20 protein-coding genes and 1 tRNA gene are annotated in these 19,244 nt (G+C 62.1%); 14 read left to right on the top strand and 7 right to left on the bottom strand.

Annotated elements, in window-relative coordinates; translation table 11 throughout:
- Positions 1 to 5 precede the first annotated feature (5 nt).
- From LMH93_RS01105 to LMH93_RS01120, 4 genes are all read left to right on the top strand, one after another.
- Entirely contained in the window at positions 6 to 1,106 is a 1,101-nt protein-coding gene (locus LMH93_RS01105) for a uroporphyrinogen-III C-methyltransferase (RefSeq protein WP_004576401.1), read from the top strand.
- The gene (locus tag LMH93_RS01110) at positions 1,103 to 2,341 is read left to right on the top strand and encodes a heme biosynthesis protein HemY (protein ID WP_230064770.1); all 1,239 of its coding nucleotides are present in this window, start codon (positions 1,103 to 1,105) and stop codon (positions 2,339 to 2,341) included. The genes LMH93_RS01105 and LMH93_RS01110 overlap by 4 nt, the downstream gene beginning before the upstream one ends.
- A 222-nt stretch (positions 2,342 to 2,563) precedes the next feature.
- Positions 2,564 to 3,070, top strand: a complete 507-nt coding sequence (locus LMH93_RS01115; protein WP_004576400.1) for a disulfide bond formation protein B — start codon at positions 2,564 to 2,566, stop codon at positions 3,068 to 3,070.
- Between the two features lie 231 nt (positions 3,071 to 3,301).
- Positions 3,302 to 3,772 carry an Rsd/AlgQ family anti-sigma factor gene (locus tag LMH93_RS01120; RefSeq protein WP_003255887.1) on the top strand — a complete coding sequence of 157 codons (471 nt, stop codon included), beginning with the start codon at positions 3,302 to 3,304 and terminating at the stop codon, positions 3,770 to 3,772.
- A gap of 8 nt (positions 3,773 to 3,780) precedes the next feature.
- Here LMH93_RS01120 and LMH93_RS01125 read toward each other — a convergent pair whose 3' ends face one another.
- Positions 3,781 to 4,419, bottom strand: coding sequence for an FKBP-type peptidyl-prolyl cis-trans isomerase (locus LMH93_RS01125; protein WP_004576399.1), 639 nt, complete (start codon positions 4,417 to 4,419; stop codon positions 3,781 to 3,783).
- 178 nt (positions 4,420 to 4,597) lie between these two features.
- On the opposite strand from LMH93_RS01125, the gene LMH93_RS01130 reads away from it, so the two are divergent.
- Positions 4,598 to 5,614: an AlgP family protein gene (locus tag LMH93_RS01130; RefSeq protein ID WP_230064771.1), complete on the top strand. Its 1,017-nt coding sequence runs from the start codon at positions 4,598 to 4,600 to the stop codon at positions 5,612 to 5,614.
- Here the strand turns inward: LMH93_RS01130 and LMH93_RS01135 are convergent.
- Complete coding sequence (locus tag LMH93_RS01135; RefSeq protein ID WP_070096102.1) at positions 5,593 to 6,072, bottom strand: TIGR02444 family protein; 480 nt, start codon at positions 6,070 to 6,072, stop codon at positions 5,593 to 5,595. The genes LMH93_RS01130 and LMH93_RS01135 overlap by 22 nt on opposite strands.
- Before the next feature lie 50 nt (positions 6,073 to 6,122).
- Between LMH93_RS01135 and LMH93_RS01140 the strand changes: the two genes are divergently transcribed.
- The 3 genes from LMH93_RS01140 (at position 6,123) to LMH93_RS01150 (ending at position 9,451) form a co-directional block, all read left to right on the top strand.
- A complete protein-coding gene (locus tag LMH93_RS01140; RefSeq protein ID WP_003255882.1) occupies positions 6,123 to 8,033 on the top strand; it encodes an ATP-binding cassette domain-containing protein in 1,911 nt (636 codons plus the stop codon).
- A complete protein-coding gene (locus tag LMH93_RS01145; RefSeq protein WP_003255880.1) occupies positions 8,033 to 8,620 on the top strand; it encodes a mechanosensitive ion channel family protein in 588 nt (195 codons plus the stop codon). Before LMH93_RS01140 ends, LMH93_RS01145 begins: the two co-directional genes overlap by 1 nt.
- 198 nt (positions 8,621 to 8,818) lie before the next feature.
- The gene (locus LMH93_RS01150) at positions 8,819 to 9,451 is read left to right on the top strand and encodes a LysE family transporter (protein ID WP_230064772.1); all 633 of its coding nucleotides are present in this window, start codon (positions 8,819 to 8,821) and stop codon (positions 9,449 to 9,451) included.
- A gap of 45 nt (positions 9,452 to 9,496) precedes the next feature.
- Here the strand turns inward: LMH93_RS01150 and LMH93_RS01155 are convergent, their stop codons facing one another.
- Both LMH93_RS01155 and LMH93_RS01160 read right to left on the bottom strand, forming a co-directional pair.
- Entirely contained in the window at positions 9,497 to 10,252 is a 756-nt protein-coding gene (locus LMH93_RS01155; protein ID WP_003255877.1) for a slipin family protein, read from the bottom strand.
- Positions 10,253 to 10,254: 2 nt separating this feature from the next.
- The gene (locus LMH93_RS01160; RefSeq protein ID WP_003255875.1) at positions 10,255 to 11,601 is read right to left on the bottom strand and encodes an NfeD family protein; all 1,347 of its coding nucleotides are present in this window, start codon (positions 11,599 to 11,601) and stop codon (positions 10,255 to 10,257) included.
- Positions 11,602 to 11,699: 98 nt separating this feature from the next.
- On the opposite strand from LMH93_RS01160, the gene LMH93_RS01165 reads away from it, so the two are divergent.
- From LMH93_RS01165 to LMH93_RS01175, 3 genes are all read left to right on the top strand, one after another.
- Positions 11,700 to 12,158 (top strand): aminoacyl-tRNA deacylase, encoded by a 459-nt coding sequence (locus LMH93_RS01165; protein WP_003255874.1) that lies wholly within the window; start codon positions 11,700 to 11,702, stop codon positions 12,156 to 12,158.
- Between the two features lie 61 nt (positions 12,159 to 12,219).
- On the top strand, positions 12,220 to 12,462 hold the full coding sequence (locus LMH93_RS01170; protein WP_003255873.1) for a DUF2789 domain-containing protein: 243 nt from the start codon (positions 12,220 to 12,222) through the stop codon (positions 12,460 to 12,462).
- A gap of 69 nt (positions 12,463 to 12,531) precedes the next feature.
- On the top strand, positions 12,532 to 13,170 hold the full coding sequence (locus LMH93_RS01175; RefSeq protein WP_003255871.1) for a hypothetical protein: 639 nt from the start codon (positions 12,532 to 12,534) through the stop codon (positions 13,168 to 13,170).
- A 6-nt stretch (positions 13,171 to 13,176) separates the two neighbouring features.
- Here LMH93_RS01175 and LMH93_RS01180 read toward each other — a convergent pair whose 3' ends face one another.
- The 3 genes from LMH93_RS01180 to LMH93_RS01190 all read right to left on the bottom strand — a co-directional run bounded on the left by LMH93_RS01180 (position 13,177) and on the right by LMH93_RS01190 (position 15,754).
- Entirely contained in the window at positions 13,177 to 13,614 is a 438-nt protein-coding gene (locus tag LMH93_RS01180) for a CBS domain-containing protein (RefSeq protein WP_003255870.1), read from the bottom strand.
- Between the two features lie 170 nt (positions 13,615 to 13,784).
- Complete coding sequence (locus LMH93_RS01185; protein ID WP_230064773.1) at positions 13,785 to 15,515, bottom strand: dipeptidase; 1,731 nt, start codon at positions 15,513 to 15,515, stop codon at positions 13,785 to 13,787.
- A 162-nt stretch (positions 15,516 to 15,677) separates the two neighbouring features.
- Positions 15,678 to 15,754, bottom strand: a tRNA-Arg gene (locus LMH93_RS01190).
- Between the two features lie 45 nt (positions 15,755 to 15,799).
- On the opposite strand from LMH93_RS01190, the gene LMH93_RS01195 reads away from it, so the two are divergent.
- The 3 genes from LMH93_RS01195 to gabT all read left to right on the top strand — a co-directional run bounded on the left by LMH93_RS01195 (position 15,800) and on the right by gabT (position 19,125).
- The gene (locus tag LMH93_RS01195) at positions 15,800 to 16,003 is read left to right on the top strand and encodes an aryl-sulfate sulfotransferase (RefSeq protein WP_230064774.1); all 204 of its coding nucleotides are present in this window, start codon (positions 15,800 to 15,802) and stop codon (positions 16,001 to 16,003) included.
- A 219-nt stretch (positions 16,004 to 16,222) separates the two neighbouring features.
- Positions 16,223 to 17,665, top strand: coding sequence for an NADP-dependent succinate-semialdehyde dehydrogenase (gene gabD / locus LMH93_RS01200; protein WP_003255867.1), 1,443 nt, complete (start codon positions 16,223 to 16,225; stop codon positions 17,663 to 17,665).
- A 182-nt stretch (positions 17,666 to 17,847) separates the two neighbouring features.
- Positions 17,848 to 19,125 carry a 4-aminobutyrate--2-oxoglutarate transaminase gene (gene gabT, locus LMH93_RS01205; protein ID WP_230064775.1) on the top strand — a complete coding sequence of 426 codons (1,278 nt, stop codon included), beginning with the start codon at positions 17,848 to 17,850 and terminating at the stop codon, positions 19,123 to 19,125.
- Positions 19,126 to 19,244 lie beyond the last annotated feature (119 nt).

Raw genomic sequence — 19,244 nt, forward strand, 5'->3', positions numbered from 1 at the left:
GATACGTGAGCGAGACTGTCTTGTCCAATAACGATCAACCGTCGGCACAGGCGCCTGCGGAACCCGTTACCACCCCACCTGCCAAGCGCTCCGGCAGTGGCCTGGCAGCGTTGGCCTTGCTGCTGGGTGCGGCCGGGGTGGCGGTAGGTGGCTGGGGTGTCTGGCAGGTGCGTCAACTGCAGGGCAGTGAGTTCAACCAGGGCCAGCACATCGAGGCGCTGACCCAGCGCGCCGAGGCGTTGCAGCAACGTGAACAGCAGATCAGTGCGCAACTGGCCAGTCTGCCAGCCGCCAGCGAGCTGGAAGACCGCCGGCGTTTGGTAGCCCAACTGCAGGGCGACCAGCAGCGGCTCAGTCAGCGCCTGGAAACCGTGCTGGGAGAAAGCCGCAAAGAGTGGCGCCTGGCCGAAGCCGAGCACCTCCTGCGCTTGGCTACCCTGCGCCTTTCCGCGTTGCAGGACATCACCAGTGCCAAAGCCCTGGTCGAAGGCGCCGACGAGATCCTGCGCGAGCAGAGCGACCCGGGTGCCTTCGCCGCCCGCGAGCAACTGGCACGCAGCCTGGCCACGCTCAACAGCACTCAGCAACCGGACCGCACAGGCCTGTTCTTGAAGCTGGCTGCGCAGCGTGAGCTGGTACAGCAGTTGAGCGCCCAGTCCCCCGAGTTTGACAGTAACGCCGATGCGCTTGGCGCCCTGACCGCCGACGGTGATGGTGCCAGCAGGCTGTCGCAGTGGTGGGCAGAAATATCCAAGTACTTCCAGATCGACTTCAACGCTGATGAAAACGTGCGTCCGTTGCTGGCCGGGCAGCAACTGAACCAGCTGCGCCTGGCCCTGAGCCTGACTATCGAGCAGGCCCAGTGGGCGGCGCTCAATGGTGAGGCCAAGGTTTACACGCAGGCGCTGGACGACGCCCGCAGCGTACTGCTGGCCAACTTCAATGCAGACAACCCGCAAAGCAAGGCCATGCTCGACAGCCTCAATGCGTTGGCCGATCAGCCGGTGTCGGTGGTTACCCCTGACCTTAGTGAAAGCCTGGCGGCAGTGCAGGCCTATATTCAGCGCCGTCACCTGCCGGCCGAGGCTGAAGGGGGCAAGCCATGAAGCGTGTCTACCTGTTGGCCGTGCTTGCGATCGTGGTTGCTGCGGCACTGGGCATCGCGGTCGCCAAGCACAGCGGCTATGTACTGATTTCCTATGGTGGCTTCCGTTATCAGTCGGGGCTGTGGGCTGCCTTGGCGGGTATTTTGGCGGTCGTCCTGCTGCTGTGGTTGCTGCGCTATCTGGTCGGCCTGGTGCTGACTTCCAGTGGTGTGGTCAACCCGTGGTCACGGCGTAACCGCAGCCGACGTATCCGCCTGGCGATCGAACAGGGCCAGCTCGATCTTGCCGAGGGCCGCTGGGCCAGTGCCCAACGGCACTTGCACCGTGCCGCCGAGGCTGAGCGCCAGCCGTTGCTGTACTACCTCGGTGCCGCGCGTGCCGCCAACGAGCAAGGCCGCACCGAAGACAGCGACAACCTGCTGGAGCGTGCCCTGGAGCGCCAGCCGCAAGCCGAGCTGGCCATTGCCCTGACCCATGCCCAGTTGCAAATGGACCGTGGCGAAAACGATGGAGCCCTGGAAACCCTGCTGGCCATGCAGGAACGCCACCCGCACAACGGCCAGGTGCTGCGCTTGCTGCAACGCCTTTACGTGGAGCGCGGCGACTGGTCTGCACTGATCCGCCTGATGCCCGACCTGCGCAAGGGCAAGGTGCTGCCGGCCGCAGAGCTGGCCGCTCTGGAACAACGCGCCTGGGGCCAGAACCTGAGCCTGGCGACCACCCGTGGCGAAGATGCGCACAGTGCACGCCAATCCTTGGAGCGTGCCTGGCAGCAGTTGACCGCAGCCCAGCGCCAGGAGCCGCAACTGGTGCTGGCGTACGCCGAGCAATTGCGCCAGGTAGGTGCTCAGAACGAGGCCGAACAGGTGCTGCGCACGGCCCTCAAGCGCGACTACGAAAGCCACCTGGCCCGTCTTTACGGCCTGGTGCGTGGTGATGACCCGGCGCGTCAGCTGCAAACCGCTGAAGGTTGGCTCAAGGCTCACCCGCAAGACGCCAGCCTGCTGCTGACCCTGGGCCGTCTTAGCCTGCAGAACCGCTTGTGGGGCAAGGCGCGTGACTACCTTGAAAGCAGCCTGCGCATGGAGCGCAACCCCGAGGCCTGTGCAGAGCTGGCTCGCCTGCTCGCGGGGCTGGGCGAGACGGAGCGCAGCAACCAGCTGTTCCAGGAGGGCCTTGGCCTGCTGGACGAGCGCCTGCTGGCGCTGCCTTTGCCAGAAGGCGTGCGCGCCTGACCTACCCCAAGGCCCGCGCAAAGGTGCGGGCTTTGGGGGCAGGTAATTTATCTTTCGCTGTCAGTTTGATCTGAAGTCTATTTCTTCAGTCGCCTCCTACGGCATATCTGGAAATTTCCTACGCGATTCAGTGACTTGTCGTTGCTGTCGTGCCTTGAAACAAAGCGTGTCTTTCCTCTACCGTTTCAAGCCACTACTTTTTCCCCGGGACCTTCACCGCCCATGCTGCCGGCCCGTTTGCGCACCTTTTTTCTTCCTGCCTGCCTGGTCGCACTGGCGGTACTGGTTGCGTCTTTCCGTCTGGAAAACACAGTGGGGCTGATGCCGTGCCCGTTGTGCCTCAGCCAACGGTTGCTGCTTGGCGTGTACGCGCTGCTGTGCTTCGCAGCCGTGCTGCAGGCGCCGGGCACGCGGGGCATCCTTCGTTATGCTCGCCTGGTGCTGGGCTGCTCGTTGGCCGGCGCATTGCTGGCAGCACGGCATGTCTGGTTGCAGGGGGCTGAGGGGGTCAATGAGGTATGCCCGGTGCCGATCGGGCGAGTGTTCGAGCAATCCTGGGGTGAGGCGGCACGGCAACTGTTGCTGGGTGGCCCGGATTGTCGTTCGCTTGCCTGGAGCTTTCTCGATCTGACACTGCCGGAATGGAGCCTGTTAGCCTTCCTGCTGCTGGCGGTGGTGCCCTTGAGTTGCCTGCTGGCGTATCGTTTCCGCACCCTGGCAAGAACATGACCTGGCGCAAGGTTGTGCCATTAGCGCGACCAATGGTGATGTAACAGGGTATTAAACACTTGTATGAACTTTGTGTGCTGCGTACCTTGAAGGGCAGCACGCGCGGGAATAATCTCCCAGCACGCATACCGGAAAAACAACTGCTCGATGCCGTCCTGCTGATGTCACCTTTGTGCTGCGCGGTCGTGGTGCGAGGTGCAGCGGCATCTACCCAGAAGGGAAGAGATCGCCATGCTCGATAGTTGTCAGAACGCCCAGGAACGCTGGGGTGGGGTTCACAAGCTGATCGACCGTTGGCTGGAGGAGCGCCAGGAACTGGTGCAGGCTTTTCGCGCCCTGCGCGATGTGAGGCCAGCCTTCGCCGACAAGGACACCAACGGGGACTTTTGCGCCCTTCTGGTCGACTACGTTTCGGCGTGGCACTTCGAAGTCTGCGAGCAACTGGTCAGCGAGGCCAAGGCGTTCGGAGACAAGAAGGCGCTGAAGCTGGCCGAAGAGATCAACCCACGGATCAACGACAGTACTCAGATCGCACTGGCCTTCAATGACCATTGCACCAAGGGGGAGTGCAAGGACACCGAACGCTTTGCCGAAAAGCTGGCCAAATTGGGCGGGTTGTTGCATGAGCGCTTCGAGCTTGAAGACTGCCTGATCGAAGTGCTGCACAACGCACACAAAGAAGAGGGTGCAGTGCAGGCCTGAGGTTGGCGTCAGTCGCCAACCGCCAGCAGTTCGATCTCGAATACCAAGGGGGTGTAGGGTGCAATCAGGTCTCCCGCCCCCTCGGCGCCATAGGCTTGCGCTGAAGGAATTACCAAGCGCCACTTGGCGCCAGTGTGCATGTTCGGCAAGGCGACCTGCCAGCCTTCGATAACCGAATCCAGGTTGAACCATTGGGGGGTCTGGTTCTGGTCGAAGACTGAGCCATCCGGCAATCTGCCCACATAGCGCACCTGCACTTTGCCGCCCGCTTTCGGCTGCACACCCGTGCCTGGTTGCAATTCGCTGTACAGCACACCTTCCGTTAGTTCGTGCACCCCATAACGCCCACGTTCATTAGCCATGAAACGCGTTTCGGCGGCCTGCAGCTTTTGCACAGCGGCGTCGCCTTCCTGGGCCTCATGCTGCTGCAGCACCGCCTGCATGCGTGCCTTGTCGAGTTTCAGGGGTTGCCCCTGATAGGACTGCTTCAGGCCTTCGACCAGTGCATCCAGCTGCAAGCCCGGCATCTCCTGGCGCAGGCGCTCACCCAGGCTGGCACCCAGGCTGTAGGCCAAATCGTGGTCGTCGTTGGCGGCCAAGGCGAGGGGTGCCATCAGGCATAAACCCAAAACAAGATATCGAGGCAACGCCTGACTCCCAAATACCAGCAATGATTAATTCAGCAACTACACTTTCACGCAGCTGCAAGATAACAACTTTGCCCAGGCATGCAACGCGGCGTAAACATTACGGTCAACATGCCCTAGCGGCGGTAGCAGCAGAAGCATAGTATGAGCCGCAATCTCGTCAGCCAGGAGGTAAACCATGTCGGCCAAAAAGAAGCCAGTAAGTACGCCGTTACACCTGCTCCAGCAACTTTCGGGCAGCTTGCTCGAACACTTGGAAGAGGCCTGCTCGCAAGCGCTGGCTGATGCGGAAAAACTGCTGGCGAAGTTGGAAAAGCAGCGTGGCAAGGCGCAGGAAAAACTGCACAACGGTCGCCTGAAACTGCAAGACGCGGCCAAGGCAGGTAAAGCCAAGGCGCAAAGCAAGGCGCAAAAAGCCATCGGTGAACTTGAAGAGCTGCTCGAGTCTCTCAAGGAGCGTCAAACCCAGACGCGCTCTTACATTCAGCAACTCAAACGCGATGCTCAGGACAGCCTCAAGCTGGCTCAGGGTGTAGGCAAGGTACGCGAAGCTGCAGCCAAGGCCCTTGATCTGCGTGCGGCTAAACCCACCAAGCCCGCTACTGCCAAGCCTGCGGCCAAACCAGCTGCCAAGGCGACCACTGCCGCCAAGCCTGCGGCCAAACCAGCCGCCAGGGCGACCGCTGCCGCCAAGCCTGCGGCCAAACCAGCTGCCAAGGCGACCGCTGCCGCCAAGCCTGCGGCCAAACCGGCTGCCAAGGCGACCGCTGCCGCCAAACCTGCGGCCAAACCGGCTGCCAAGGCCACCGCTGCTGCCAAACCGGCTGCCAAGGCGACCGCTGCCGCCAAGCCTGCGACCAAACCGGCGGCCAAGGCGACCGCTGCTGCCAAGCCTGCAGCCAAACCGGCTACCAAGGCGACCGCTGCTGCCAAGCCTGCAGCCAAACCGGCTACCAAGGCGACCGCTGCCGCCAAACCTGCGGCCAAGCCAGCTGCCAAAGCCCCTGCTGCCAAGCCGGCCGCAAAACCAGCTGCCGCCAAGGCACCTGCACGCACGGCCGCCAAACCCGCCGCCAAGCCTGCTGAAGCCAAGCCCGCTACACCACCGGCGGCCACAACCAACTCGGTGAGCCCGGCTGCTGCTGCACCGTCGGCACCTGTGAGTACTCCGGCTCAGGCACCTTCGGCGTCCTGAAGCGCAGCCGCTGCGACGCGCAACTGAACTAGCGCGTCATGATGCAGAGCCTGGTCCGGTGCCAGCCGGGCCAGCCAGTCGTCCGAGGGCTCATGGGAGCCCACGGGCCACTGTTGCGAGCGTTCCTGCAAGCGCTCCAGCAAGGCTTTTTCAGCCCGCAACTCCAACCCCTTCACCTGCTCACGTAATGCCGCCAGTTGTGTATCACCCGATGCTGTGGCTCGCCATTGCTGGCGCAGGCTGCGCAGCGGGGCGACCACGTCACGCTGCCAGGGCTCGGCAAGTTCCTGCAGTGCTTGCGCACGTTCGCTCAGTACGGCCACACCACGTGCTTGCAGCCAGGTCGCGCACAGCAGCAGGCAGACATCGCCACCCAGTGCCTGCAATTCAAGGCAGGCGGCTTCCACGCCGGGCCTGGCATACAGGGTCAGTGCGTAATTCCACAGGTCGGTGTGCATGGTTCCACTCGCGCTATGGGCCGAGGAAGCTGGTAGACTCCGCGACCATCATGATCAGACTATCCAACCTCACTTTACAGCGTGGTCCGCAGCGCTTGCTAGAAGGCGCCGAGATGACCCTGCACGCCGGTCACAAGGCCGGCCTGATCGGCGCCAACGGCGCCGGAAAATCCAGCCTGTTCGCCTTGCTGCGCGGTGAGCTGTCGCCCGATGCCGGTGACTGCCAACTGCCCGGCGACTGGCGCATCGCCCACATGCGCCAAGAGGTCGACACCCTCGACCGCCTGGCTGTGGACTATGTGCTTGACGGCGACGTGCGCCTGCGCAAGGTCCAGGCCGAACTGGCCGCGGCCGAGCACGCCCACGACGGCACCGCCCTGGCGCGCCTGCACAGTGAGCTGGAAAGCGCCGACGGCTATACGGCCGATGCCCGTGCGCGCAAGTTGCTGGCTGGGCTGGGCTTCACCAACGAACAGATGGACCGCCGTGTCGGCGATTTCTCTGGTGGCTGGCGGATGCGCCTGAACCTGGCCCAGGCACTGATGTGCCCGTCCGACCTGTTGCTGCTCGACGAGCCCACCAACCACCTCGACCTCGACGCGATCCTGTGGCTGGAAGACTGGCTCAAGGGCTACCCCGGCACGTTGTTGCTGATCTCCCACGACCGTGACTTCCTCGATGCCGTGGTCGACCATGTGCTGCACGTCGAGCAACGCAAGCTCAACTTGTACAAAGGCGGCTACACCGCCTTTGAGCGCACCCGTGCCGAGCGCCTGGCGCAGCAGCAGCAGGCCTACGAGAAGCAGCAGGCGCAGCGCGCGCACATGGAGAAGTACATTGCCCGCTTCAAGGCGCAAGCCACCAAGGCCCGCCAGGCGCAAAGCCGAATCAAGGCCCTGGAGCGCATGGAAGAGCTGTCGGCGGCGCATGTCGATTCACCGTTCGACTTTGTCTTCCGTGAATCGCAGAAAATTTCCAGCCCGTTGCTGAGCCTTTCCGAAGGTCGCCTGGGTTATGGCGACAAGGCCATCCTCGACAAGGTCAAACTGCAGCTCACCCCAGGCGCTCGTATTGGTCTGCTCGGGCCCAACGGCGCCGGCAAGTCGACCCTGATCAAGAACCTTGCAGGTGAACTGGAGCCGTTGTCGGGCCGTCTGGTTCGTGGCGAGAACCTGGCTGTAGGCTACTTTGCCCAGCACCAGTTGGACTCGCTGGACGACAAGGCCAGCCCGCTGCTGCACCTGCAGCGCATCGCCCCTGCCGAGCGTGAGCAGACGCTGCGCGACTTCCTCGGCGGCTTCGATTTCCATGGTGCCCGCTGCGACGAGCCGGTGGTTAACTTCTCCGGTGGCGAAAAGGCCCGCCTGGCACTCGCGCTGATTGCCTGGGAGCGGCCAAACCTGCTGCTGCTTGACGAACCGACCAACCACCTGGACCTGGAAATGCGTCTGGCACTGACCATGGCCTTGCAGGAGTTTGCCGGTGCAGTGGTGGTGGTGTCCCACGACCGTCATTTGCTCAAGAGCACCACGGACGACTTCCTGCTGGTGGCCGACGGCAAGGTCGACACCTTCGACGGTGACCTGGAGGACTACAGCCGCTGGCTGGTCGAGTACCGCCAGCGCAGTGCGCCGGCCAGTACTGCACCGGCCAACCCGGACAAGACCGACAAGAAAGCCCAGCGCCAGGCTGCCGCAGCCTTGCGTCAGCAGTTGGCACCGCACAAGAAGGCTGCCGACAAGCTGGAAACCGAGCTCAACCAGGTGCACACGCAATTGGCCGAGATCGAGACCGCGCTGGGTGATGGTGGCCTTTACGAGGCGGCGCGCAAGGACGAGTTGCGCGACCTGCTGGCGCGCCAGACCAAGCTCAAGCAACGCGAAGGCGAGCTGGAAGAGGCCTGGATGGAAGCGCTGGAAACCCTTGAAAGCATGCAGGCCGAACTCGAGGCGTTGTCCTGATGGAGGAACTGCGTTCGCTGCTGCCAGGGCAATGGATGGACACCTTCTGGCTGGGTTTGCAGATCCTCTTGATCCTGGCCGCGGCGTTCGTCCTGCAGCGCATCATTGCTCGCGGGCTGAGCCGCCTGGGCCAGCGTTACCCGTTGCCGCCGGAGCTGCTGGTGCCCGTGCGCGGTGGCCTGCGCTGGCTGATCATGGGCAGCGCGCTGCTGTTCGTGCTGGAGCGCATGGGCGTTTCGGCAACCGTGTTGTGGACAGCACTTTCCGGCTTCGTAGCGGTAGCGGCGGTGGCCTTCTTCGCCATGTGGAGCGTGCTGTCCAACCTGTTGTGCGCGGTGTTGATTTTCACGGTCGGGCCGTTTCGCATCGGCGATGTGGTCGAGCTGGTCGACACCCTCGACAAGCCAGGCGTGAAAGGCCGGGTGATTGCTATCAACCTGCTGTTTACCACCCTGCTGGAAGTGCCCGAAGCGGGCGGGGCGCTGGTGCAGGTGCCCAATAGTCAGTTCTTCCAGAAGTCGGTGCGGCGCTGGCGCGGTGCCGAGGTACAGGCCCTGCACAAAGAAACCGCTGCCGAAGCGGACTGAACCTGTACTGTCCCCTTCGCGGGACTGCCCGTTCTCACAGGTATTCCAAAGCGTCTGAAAATGCACTGTAGGTGTGGGGGCGGGCGTGCCCGCGAAGAGGCCAGGTCAGGCACCACAAATCCATCAGAAAGCACTGGTTATTTTTTCGCCAAAACCTTAGCTTAACGTTTTGCAACAAATGTTCGAGCGAGGTGTGTGATGTCGATGGAAGTTTGGTTAGGCTTCTTTGCCGCTTGCTGGGTGATCAGCCTTTCACCCGGTGCCGGGGCGATTGCCTCAATGTCCAGCGGCCTGCAATACGGCTTCTGGCGTGGTTACTGGAACGCCCTGGGCCTGCAGCTGGGCCTGATCATGCAGATCGCCATCATCGCCGCCGGCGTCGGTGCCGTCCTGGCCGCCTCGGCCACGGCGTTCCAGGTCATCAAGTGGTTTGGCGTCGCCTACCTTGTGTACCTGGCCTACAAGCAGTGGCGTGCCCTGCCGATGGACATGAGCGATGAATCAGGCGTGCGCCCGATCGGCAAGCCGTTGAGCCTGGTGTTCCGTGGTTTCCTGGTCAACATCAGCAACCCCAAGGCGCTGGTGTTCATGCTGGCGGTGCTGCCGCAGTTTCTCAATCCCCATGCGCCGCTGCTGCCGCAATATGTGGCGATCACCGTGACCATGGTCACGGTCGACCTGCTGGTGATGGCGGGGTACACCGGGTTGGCTTCGCATGTGTTGCGCATGTTGCGCACACCCAAACAGCAGAAGCGTTTGAACCGCACCTTTGCCGGGTTGTTCATTGGTGCAGCCACCTTCCTTGCGACCTTGCGCCGCGCGCCGTTCTGACAGGCCGCATACAGGCCATTCGCGGGCAAGCCCGCGATTGGCCCATCACTCTTTCTCCTTGCCCACCAAACCCTTCAGCAGATCTATCGGCAGCGGAAAGACGATGGTCGAGCTCTTGTCCCCGGCAATCGTCCCCAGCGTCTGCATATAGCGCAACTGCATCGCCCCCGGCTCCTTGCTCAGCATTTGTGCGGCTTGCATCAGTTTCTCCGACGCCTGCAGTTCACCCTCGGCATGAATCACCTTGGCCCGACGTTCGCGCTCGGCCTCGGCCTGGCGGGCGATGGCGCGTACCATCGACTCGTTCAGGTCAACGTGCTTGATCTCGACGTTGGCCACCTTGATGCCCCAGGCATCCGTCTGCGCATCCAGCACCTGGCGGATGTCCAGGTTCAGTTGCTCGCGTTCTGCCAGCAGCTCATCCAGCTCGTGTTTGCCCAGCACCGCACGCAGGGTCGTCTGGGCCAGCTGGCTGGTTGCCACCAGAAAATCCTCAACCTGAATGATCGCTTTCTGCGGGTCGAGCACGCGAAAGTACAACACTGCGTTGACCTTGACCGAAACGTTGTCGCGGGTGATCACATCCTGCGGCGGCACATCCAGTACCACTGTGCGCAGGTCGACCCGCACCATTTGCTGGATCACCGGGATCAACAGGATCAGCCCCGGCCCTTTGACCTGCCAGAAGCGCCCCAGCTGGAACACCACGCCGCGCTCGTATTCGCGCAGGATGCGAAATGCCGATAGCACCAGCATGGCCAGCACAATCAGAACGGCGCCGAAACCGACTTGCATGAACATGGTCATTCTCCTTGCGTCGCTGGGGCGGCGGCGCTCACTTCCAGCATCACGCCATGGCGCGCGGTCACCCGTACGTTCTGGCCAGTTTGCAGCGGCGTTGCGCACTGCACTTGCCATTGCTCGCCCTGAGCCAGCACAACACCACAGAAGGGGTCGCTTGCCATCACCTGGGTGACGGTGACCAGGCTGCCGACCAGGCCGGCGTCGCCGCTGACCAGTGCCCGTCGGCGGGCCTTGAGGGCCATGCCCAGCACGCCACCGATCAGGAGTGCCGAGAGCAGCGCCAAGGTGCCGATCAAGGCCAGCGGGATGCCGAAACCGGGGGCGTCGGTGTCGATCAGGATCAACGCGCCGACCACAAAGGCAACGATGCCGCCGAAGCCGACCACGCCGAAACTGGGCAAGAAGGCTTCGGCGATCATGAAGGTGATGCCAAGCAGGATCAGCGCCACCCCGGCAAAACTCACCGGCAATAGCTGCAGCGCATACAGCGCCAGCAGCAGGCAGATACCACCGACCACACCGCCCACCGCAGAGCCGGGGTTCATGAATTCGAACAACAGGCCGTAAACGCCGATCATGATCAGAATCAGCGCTACGCTGGGGTTGGTGATTACCGCCAGAACCCGTGTGCGCCAGTCCGGCAGGTGCTCGACCACGCTGGCGCCTGCGGTCTGCAACTGGCGTGGCTGGCCGGCCACCTGGAGCGTTTTGCCGTCGAGCTCGCGCAGCAGGTCAGGCAGGTCATCGGCCACCTGATCGATCACGTTCAGCCGCAAGGCCTCGTTGGCGGACAGGCTGACCGCCTCGCGCACGGCCTTCTCCGCCCAGTCGGCGTTGCGGCCGCGCATCTGCGCCAGGCCACGGATGTAGGCGGCGGCGTCGTTGACCTGTTTGCGTGCGAGGGTTTCATCGTCGCCGCCTTTGGCTTTGTCGTCACTGGGCGTGCCAGGCGCGCCGCCGATCCGCACCGGCGTGGCGGCGCCCAGGTTGGTCCCGGGCGCCATCGCTGCAATATGGCTGGCGTAGAGAATATAGGTGCCGGCGCTGGCGGCGCGGGCGCCGCTGGGGGCAACGTAGCTGGCGACGGGTACGGAGCTGGCGAGAATCGCCTTGATCATCTGGCGCATGGCACTGTCCAGCCCGCCCGGGGTATCCATGCGGATAACCACCAGTTGCGCGCCTTGCGCCTGGGCCTGGCCGAGGCTGCGCACCAGGTAGTCGGCGCTGGCCGGGCCGATGGCGTCGTCAATGCCCAGCACCCACACCGCGCCGGGCGCTGCCTGGCCACCTGGCGTGATGCCAAGCAACAACAGCAGCAACAGCCAACGCCAGCAGCGGGCGATCACCTGTCGTCACCTCATTTGCGCGTATTACACAAGTTTAGCCCCGCCCACCCGTACCCGGCCTAAAATTGAAGATTGGGGGGCGAAACCGGAGGTGCATCATGCGTATGGCAAAGACCCTGCAGGCCCGCCTGGACAAGGCCAACTGCGACTACGACATCATTCCCCACCCACATTCGGCCACCAGCCTGGAGTCGGCCCGAACGGCCGGCGTGCCCGCCGAGCGGGTCGCCAAGTCGGTGATGCTCGATGACCGTCATGGCAACTACATCATGGCCGTGCTACCGGCCAACCGGCACCTGGACATGACCAAGGTGCGTATGTCCGGGGCCTGGCATCTGACCCGTGAAAGTGGTCTGCCGAGCCTGTTCAATGACTGCGAACGCGGTGCCGTGCCGGCCCTTGGCGATGCTTACCAGATAAAAATGCTGCTCGACCCGAGTCTTACCCGCCAAGGCGATGTCTACCTGGAGGCGGGTGACCACGATCACCTGATTCACATGAGCATGGAGCAGTACATGAAACTGGTGCCGCACGCCGAAGTGCGCGAGCTGTGCTGATGTTTTCAAACCAATGCCAGGCGGGCGTCGTGGACGGCTTGCCTGGCGCTAAGGAGGAACCATGGAAGCGCCGATCCATCCCTTTGCCGAACTGTTCAAGCAGTTGGGCTTGCCCGACGATCCCAAGAGTATCGATCAGTTCATCACCAGCCATTCCCCGCTGAAGAACGAAATAAAGCTGGTGGATGCGCCGTTCTGGACCGACTCACAGCGTGCATTTCTCCAGGACATCATCATTGAAGATTCCGATTGGGCCGTGCCCTTCGATCAACTCAACGAAGCCTTGCGCCGCCCCCGAAAATAAAGCGCCGAGCGGCACCTGACGAGTGATCGGCCGTTGCTATGCTCAGGAAAACAATAAGGGGATAGCGCGATGAAAGATCCCTACGCACCAGGTTTCTGGTGTTCCGTGACGATCCTGGGCACCCTGACGGCCAGTTACTTCTATGGCATCAGGCAGACGCAACAGATGAACCAGGCCGTGCATTTCCTGTATGCCGCTGCCGCAGTCACTGTAGCGGTTGCACTGGTGGCGCTGACATGGATCGCCTGGCAGCAGTTGCGCCTGAACAAGCGCGAAGTGGTGCAGGGGCGAACGTTGCTGACCATCTGGAACACCAAGGTTGCGCTACGCCGCGTCGAGACGGTTTTCGACCGTTATTTCTGGGGCAGCTACTGGCATTCGGGGCGTACCTTCGAAGAGGTCATGGGCGAGCTCAGGGGCACTCCGCTGGAGCAGAGCCTGGATGCGCTGAAGCGCCAGTGCCGGGTGCTCGACCGCGAAATCCATGACCGCCATCACCACTGGCTGGCCAATGCTCGCGACCTGTCCAGCGTGGCACAGGCGATGGCCCGTGAACGCTACCAGCTGGACCTCGGCGAGCCCACGCACAGCGGCCACGGCAATACGGCAGTGCTCAACCGTGACCTGGAAGTGCTGGTGTACACCTGGTCGGCGCGCTTGCGTAGCTTCGACCATCAGCTGGACGAACTGGAGCGCGCCTACCATTGAGGCGCTTCATTCGCCGCGGATGTACTGCTCCATTTGCTTGATCAGGCTCGCCTGTTCGTCAATGGTTTCCTTGACCAGGTCGCCGATCGACAGAAGGCCGAGCAACCTGCCGTTGTCGACCACCGGCAGGTGACGCAGGTGCCGGTCGGTCATCAGGTTCATGCAGAAATCGAGCTTTTGCTTGGGATCCACAGTGACTACCGGTGCGCTCATGATTTCGCGTACCGGCGTAGCGGCGGAAGAGCGGCCCTTGAGGACCAGTTTGCGCGCGTAGTCCCGCTCACTGACGATGCCCACTACCTGGCCACCCTCGACCACGGGCAGCGCACCGATGTTTTTCTCCGCCAGCAGTTTCAGGGCGTCGAGCACCGAGTCATCCGGGCCGATGGTGTACACGGTCTGGTGCTGGGACTTGGTCTTGAGGATTTGTTCGACGGTCTTCATACGGGCCTCTGCGGGTGAAAAAAGCACTGTCTCGGTGTAACTAAAGCATCCGGTACGGCGCTCTGCACGGCAATGCAGGAAACGGCATGGAGGCGATTGAAAAACGTCATGGCTGTTCGCTTGTAGCGGCCTTTTCGCGACTAAAGCCGCGAAAAGGCCGGTACTGCCGATCAAAGCTTCGGCATCTGCCCGATCCGCGCCACCATTTCGCTCACCACCTGCAAGTCCAGCATGAACTGCTCCACGGTCTTGAACTCGTTGTCGTTGTGCCCGGTGTACTTCACGTCCGGCATGGCCAGGCCAAATTGCACACCGTTGGGAAGATCGTGCACCGAAGTCGCGCCGGCCGAGGTACCGAACTCATGCTTCATCCCCAGGTTCTCGGTGGCCACAGCGAGCAGGGCCTTTACCCATTCGCCTTCAGGGTTGCGGTACATCGGCTCGTCCAGGCTGAAGTCGAACGCCACCGAGGTGTTGCTTTGCCGGGTCCATTTGCCCAGTTTGTCGGCCAGTTCGTCCTTGATCGTGGCGATCGGCTTCCCCTTGGGAATGCGCAGATTCACCGCCAGTTTCAAGTCTTTGTCATCCACCCCGACAAAAGTCAGCGAGGTGGTCAGCGGGCCCATGAACGGGTCCTTGAAGGCCACGCCTAGCGTGTTGCCCAGGTAGTCCAGGCCCCAGTTTTCGGCGGCGTAGCGGGCCGCGTCGGTAAAGTGGTTGTGCTTGAGCGACACCTGCTGGCCGAGGCCATTGATGAAGTCGAGCATACGCGCCACCGGGTTGATGCCGGATTCCGGCTCCGAAGAGTGTGCGGAAACACCGGTCACGGTGAGCAAGACTTGCTTGCCGTCGGCCTTGGCGTCGATGCTGAAGTCGCTTCCATGCTGCTTCACATATCTGGCACCGGCTTGCTGCAGGTGCTTGACCAGCTGTGCCGGGTTGTCAGAAATCAGGGTCGCAACCGAAGTTGTCGGGATCTGGTTGGTGGCCAGGCCGCCGGTCAGGTTGACGATCTCGGCACCCTTGCCGCTGGCCGGGCGCTTGGTGAAGCTGGCCATGACCGTGCCGTAGCCTTTCTCGGCAATCACTACGGGGTAGCCGCCGTCGAGGGCCAGGTTGTAATCGGGCGTAGGGTTGCGCTCAAAGTAGTAGGGGATGGCATCACCGCTGGTTTCTTCGGTGGTGTCGATCAGCAGCTTGAACTGCCGGGCGAGCGGCAGGTTTTCGTCCTTGGCCACTTTCAGCGCGTACATCGCCACCACGATGCCGTTCTTATCGTCTTCGGTGCCGCGGCCGTACATGCGGTCACCCACCAGGGTGACCTTGAACGGGTCCAGGCGCGTACCGTCGGCCAGCTTCCAGTTGTCCGGGTTGACCGGCACGACGTCAGCGTGGGCATGGATACCGATCACTTCCTTCCCGCTGCCCAGCGAGATCTCGTACACCCGGTTGTCGATGTTGCGGAAGGCCAGGCCGAAGCGCTCGGCCAAGGCCTTGATCTTGTCGGCGATCTTGAGGAATTCAGGGTTTTCGTACTGCGGTGTACCCTCGACGTTGAAGGTGGGGATGGCTACCAGTTCACGCAGGGTTTCGGTAGCGGCTTTGCCATACTTGATGCGGGTATACAGGCCGAGCAGGCGGTTGATCTCGTCTTGTTGCTCGGCGGCCAATGGCTTGTTGGCCAGGTAGGCGTCGACGGTTGCCTCGAGGTTGTCGGCCTTGCCCAGGTCGCTGCCTTTGAGCTTGCCGAGGAATTGCCTGAAGTCGCTTGGGTCGCTGCCGTCGAAGGCTTTGATGATGGCTGCGGACTGCTGCTGGGTGAGGTTGGCTTGGGCAGGCTGGGTGAACAGGCCAATGCCGGCCAGCAGCAGGGTGGTGGCGGTGAGTTTTTTCAACTGCATGGTTGTGCGCATTCCTTTGCCAATCATTGTTATGGGTTACCCGTTCGGAGAACGGGAAGACGCCCACGCTAACATCAATGACCCGTGGCACGGGAGTACCAGAAAGGTGACATGGCGCACAAACGAAAAAGCCCCGGGCTCAGGCCCAGGGCTTTCTTGATATGGCGCACTCGGCGGGATTCGAACCCACGACCCCTGCCTTCGGAGGGCAGTACTCTATCCAGCTGAGCTACGAGTGCAACGCGCACGCATGATACCCATCTGTATCGTTGACGTCCATCGCCTTGATCTGTAGCTGTTTTTACCGTGTTGTCTGTGCAGATCCCCGGGGCCGGATACACGACAATACCGATCAAACTGTCGGCCAGGGTGGAACCGGCCGTAGCTGGACCCGCGTCAATGCCGTCGACTACGCTGCCGATGGCGACAGCATCATCGTTTCAGCCCACCATCAGGGTGTGTTGAACATTGGCCGTGACAAGCAGTGAAACGATTTTTGGCGTCGCCCCGAGTCCGGCCGCCGCATCGTCTACCCTTTAGCGGCCATTCTGCGGGCGATTTCAGATGGGCTGTTCAACCATTCGTTCTTTTTTTCGAACAGCCTATTGTCCAACACCCCAGCAGCCGCTTAGCATTCGTTTGAGATTTCAAACGCTCGATGCCCTGCCTTGGGCGCTTTTCAACAATCAACAATTCGGGAAGCCGACATGCAGCTCAAAGACGCTCAGTTGTTCCGCCAGCAAGCCTATATCAATGGTGAGTGGCTGGATGCGGACAACGGCCAGACCATCAAGGTGACCAACCCGGCCACCGGCGAAGTCATCGGTACCGTGCCGAAGATGGGCACCGCGGAAACTCGCCGTGCTATCGAAGCCGCCGACAAGGCCCTGCCGGCCTGGCGTGCCCTGACTGCGAAAGAGCGCTCGGCCAAGCTGCGTCGCTGGTTCGAACTGATGATCGAGAACCAGGACGACCTGGCTCGCTTGATGACCACCGAACAGGGCAAGCCACTGGCCGAAGCCAAGGGCGAAATCGCCTACGCGGCCTCGTTCATCGAGTGGTTCGCCGAAGAAGCCAAGCGCATCTACGGTGACACCATCCCAGGCCACCAGCCAGACAAGCGCCTGATTGTCATCAAGCAGCCAATCGGCGTTACCGCGGCCATCACCCCGTGGAACTTCCCGGCCGCCATGATCACCCGTAAAGCCGGCCCGGCCCTGGCCGCTGGCTGCACCATGGTCCTCAAGCCGGCTTCGCAAACCCCATACTCCGCTCTGGCCCTGGTCGAGCTGGCCCACCGTGCCGGCATCCCGGCTGGCGTGCTGAGTGTGGTTACCGGCAGCGCCGGCGAAGTTGGCGGCGAACTGACCGGCAACTCCCTGGTACGCAAGCTGTCCTTCACCGGCTCGACCGAAATCGGTCGCCAGCTGATGGAAGAATGCGCCAAGGACATCAAGAAGGTTTCCCTGGAGCTGGGTGGCAACGCCCCGTTCATCGTGTTCGACGACGCCGACCTGGACAAGGCGGTCGAGGGCGCGATCATCTCCAAGTACCGTAACAACGGCCAGACCTGCGTCTGCGCCAACCGTATCTACGTGCAGGACGGCGTCTACGACGCGTTCGCCCAGAAGCTGGCCGCTGCAGTTGCCAAGCTGAAGATCGGTAACGGCCTGGAAGAAGGCACCACCACTGGCCCGCTGATCGACGGCAAGGCTGTCGCCAAGGTCCAGGAGCACATCGAGGACGCCGTCAGCAAAGGCGCCAAAGTGCTGTCCGGTGGCAAGCTGATCGAAGGCAACTTCTTCGAGCCGACCATCCTGGTTGACGTACCGAAGACCGCTGCTGTCGCCAAGGAAGAGACGTTCGGCCCACTGGCGCCGCTGTTCCGCTTCAAAGACGAAGCCGAAGTCATCGCCATGTCCAACGACACCGAGTTCGGCTTGGCCTCGTACTTCTACGCCCGTGACATGAGCCGTGTGTTCCGTGTCGCCGAAGCCCTGGAGTACGGCATGGTGGGTATCAACACCGGCCTGATCTCCAACGAAGTGGCGCCGTTCGGTGGTATCAAGGCTTCGGGCCTGGGCCGCGAAGGTTCCAAGTACGGTATCGAGGACTACCTCGAAATCAAATACCTGTGCATCAGCGTCTGATAGCACGGTAAAGGCTTTACCTCTGCCAGCGGGGCGCGAGAGCGACGTCTCGCTGGCCTTTTTTACATTGCAGTACCTGGTGGCCAGGGCGTTCACGACAGTCGATCAACGAATACTGTTCGCGAGCACTCCCAGCCGCCCCCGAATAAAAGCGCCATTCCTGTCGGCGCAATGAGGGCATTATGAGCAAAACCAACGAATCCTTGATGCAACGTCGTGTAGCTGCCGTCCCACGTGGCGTCGGCCAGATCCACCCGATCTTCGTCGACACCGCGAAGAACTCGACCGTGATCGACGTTGAAGGCCGCGAACTGATCGACTTCGCCGGCGGCATCGCAGTACTGAACACCGGCCACCTGCACCCGAAAGTGGTTGCAGCCGTGCAAGAGCAGCTGACCAAGGTCAGCCACACCTGCTTCCAGGTGCTGGCTTACGAGCCCTACGTAGAGCTGTGCGAAAAGATCAACAAGCTGGTCCCAGGCGAATTCGACAAGAAGACCCTGCTGGTCACCACCGGCTCCGAAGCCGTTGAAAACGCCGTCAAGATCGCCCGTGCTGCCACTGGCCGCGCTGGCGTCATCGCCTTCACCGGCGGTTATCACGGCCGTACCATGATGACCCTGGGCCTGACCGGCAAGGTCGTGCCGTACTCCGCTGGCATGGGCCTGATGCCAGGCGGCATCTTCCGCGCCCTGTTCCCGAGCGAACTGCACGGTATCAGCGTTGACGACGCCATCGCCTCGGTCGAGCGCATCTTCAAGAACGACGCCGAGCCGCGCGACATCGCCGCGATCATCCTCGAGCCAGTACAAGGCGAAGGCGGCTTCCTGCCAGCGCCGAAAGAGCTGATGAAACGCCTGCGCGCCCTGTGCGACCAGCACGGCATCCTGCTGATCGCCGACGAAGTACAAACTGGCGCTGGCCGTACCGGCACCTTCTTCGCCATGGAACAGATGGGCGTTGCGCCTGACCTGACCACCTTCGCCAAATCCATCGCTGGCGGCTTCCCGCTGGCCGGTGTGTGCGGCAAGGCCGAATACATGGACGCCATCGCGCCTGGCGGCCTGGGCGGTACCTACGCGGGTTCGCCGATCGCTTGCGCCGCAGCCCTGGCCGTGATCGAAGTGTTCGAAGAAGAAAAACTGCTGGACCGCAGCAAGGCTGTGGGTGAGCGCCTGACCGCCGGCCTGCGCGAAATCCAGAAGAAGTACCCGATCATCGGCGACGTCCGTGGTCTGGGCTCGATGATTGCCGTCGAAGTCTTCGAGAAAGGCACTCACACCCCGAACGCTGCTGCTGTTGGCCAGGTTGTCGCCAAGGCTCGTGAAAAGGGTCTGATCCTGCTGTCTTGCGGCACCTACGGCAACGTCCTGCGTATTCTGGTTCCGCTGACCGCCGAAGACGCGCTGCTGGACAAAGGCCTGGCCATCATCGAAGAGTGCTTCGCTGAAATCGCCTGATGTGACGCGCTTCAGAAAAAACCCGCCTCGGCGGGTTTTTTTATGCCCAGATAAGCCATGTGGCGCTATGGTTATCGGAGGATTGGCTTTGGAAGCTGCGACGGACTGTGTGTCAGGGT

Source organism: Pseudomonas sp. CIP-10, assembly GCF_020911845.1.
Taxonomy (GTDB): domain Bacteria; phylum Pseudomonadota; class Gammaproteobacteria; order Pseudomonadales; family Pseudomonadaceae; genus Aquipseudomonas; species Aquipseudomonas alloputida.

Bases quoted from the DNA above. Each gene is read 5' to 3' on its own strand.
- LMH93_RS01110 (WP_230064770.1), top strand. From the start codon at position 1,103: ATGAAGCGTGTCTACCTGTTGGCCGTGCTTGCGATCGTGGTTGCTGCG.
- LMH93_RS01115 (WP_004576400.1), top strand. From the start codon at position 2,564: ATGCTGCCGGCCCGTTTGCGCACCTTTTTTCTTCCTGCCTGCCTGGTC.
- LMH93_RS01120 (WP_003255887.1), top strand. From the start codon at position 3,302: ATGCTCGATAGTTGTCAGAACGCCCAGGAACGCTGGGGTGGGGTTCAC.
- LMH93_RS01130 (WP_230064771.1), top strand. From the start codon at position 4,598: ATGTCGGCCAAAAAGAAGCCAGTAAGTACGCCGTTACACCTGCTCCAG.
- LMH93_RS01135 (WP_070096102.1), bottom strand. From the start codon at position 6,072: ATGCACACCGACCTGTGGAATTACGCACTGACCCTGTATGCCAGGCCC.
- LMH93_RS01140 (WP_003255882.1), top strand. From the start codon at position 6,123: ATGATCAGACTATCCAACCTCACTTTACAGCGTGGTCCGCAGCGCTTG.
- LMH93_RS01145 (WP_003255880.1), top strand. From the start codon at position 8,033: ATGGAGGAACTGCGTTCGCTGCTGCCAGGGCAATGGATGGACACCTTC.
- LMH93_RS01150 (WP_230064772.1), top strand. From the start codon at position 8,819: ATGTCGATGGAAGTTTGGTTAGGCTTCTTTGCCGCTTGCTGGGTGATC.
- LMH93_RS01155 (WP_003255877.1), bottom strand. From the start codon at position 10,252: ATGTTCATGCAAGTCGGTTTCGGCGCCGTTCTGATTGTGCTGGCCATG.
- LMH93_RS01165 (WP_003255874.1), top strand. From the start codon at position 11,700: ATGCGTATGGCAAAGACCCTGCAGGCCCGCCTGGACAAGGCCAACTGC.
- LMH93_RS01170 (WP_003255873.1), top strand. From the start codon at position 12,220: ATGGAAGCGCCGATCCATCCCTTTGCCGAACTGTTCAAGCAGTTGGGC.
- LMH93_RS01175 (WP_003255871.1), top strand. From the start codon at position 12,532: ATGAAAGATCCCTACGCACCAGGTTTCTGGTGTTCCGTGACGATCCTG.
- LMH93_RS01180 (WP_003255870.1), bottom strand. From the start codon at position 13,614: ATGAAGACCGTCGAACAAATCCTCAAGACCAAGTCCCAGCACCAGACC.
- LMH93_RS01185 (WP_230064773.1), bottom strand. From the start codon at position 15,515: ATGCAGTTGAAAAAACTCACCGCCACCACCCTGCTGCTGGCCGGCATT.
- gabD (WP_003255867.1), top strand. From the start codon at position 16,223: ATGCAGCTCAAAGACGCTCAGTTGTTCCGCCAGCAAGCCTATATCAAT.
- gabT (WP_230064775.1), top strand. From the start codon at position 17,848: ATGAGCAAAACCAACGAATCCTTGATGCAACGTCGTGTAGCTGCCGTC.